Here is a 283-nt window from a genome sequence, read left to right on the forward strand (position 1 = left end):
TCACTGGGCACCAGGCCCAGGTAAGCCATCAATTGCGGCGCGCTGGCGAAACGATGTAAGTCGCCAATCTCGGCCACGATGGTCGTGGCCGCCAACAGAGCGATGCCACGCAGGGCCATCAATGCCTCGATTACCGGCTAGAACACCGATGCGCTCGCCGCTGCTTCTAACTGCCGGTCCAGGCTTTCCGCGCGCTTGCCTAGTGCCTTGACCGTGTCGACATATTCCTGGAAAACGATTTGCTGAACAGGATGAGTAAGCTTTACCTCCTCCAGCCAGCGGA

General features: G+C 59.0%; 1 protein-coding gene. It reads right to left on the reverse strand.

All coding sequences use genetic code 11. The features are described from left to right. The coding region (locus ACI48D_RS26045; RefSeq protein WP_435574139.1) for a transposase at positions 1-119 on the reverse strand (119 nt) is incomplete at its 3' end. Positions 120-283: the final 164 nt, after the last annotated feature.

The organism is Massilia sp. LXY-6, from assembly GCF_051233485.1.
Lineage (GTDB): Bacteria > Pseudomonadota > Gammaproteobacteria > Burkholderiales > Burkholderiaceae_D > Telluria.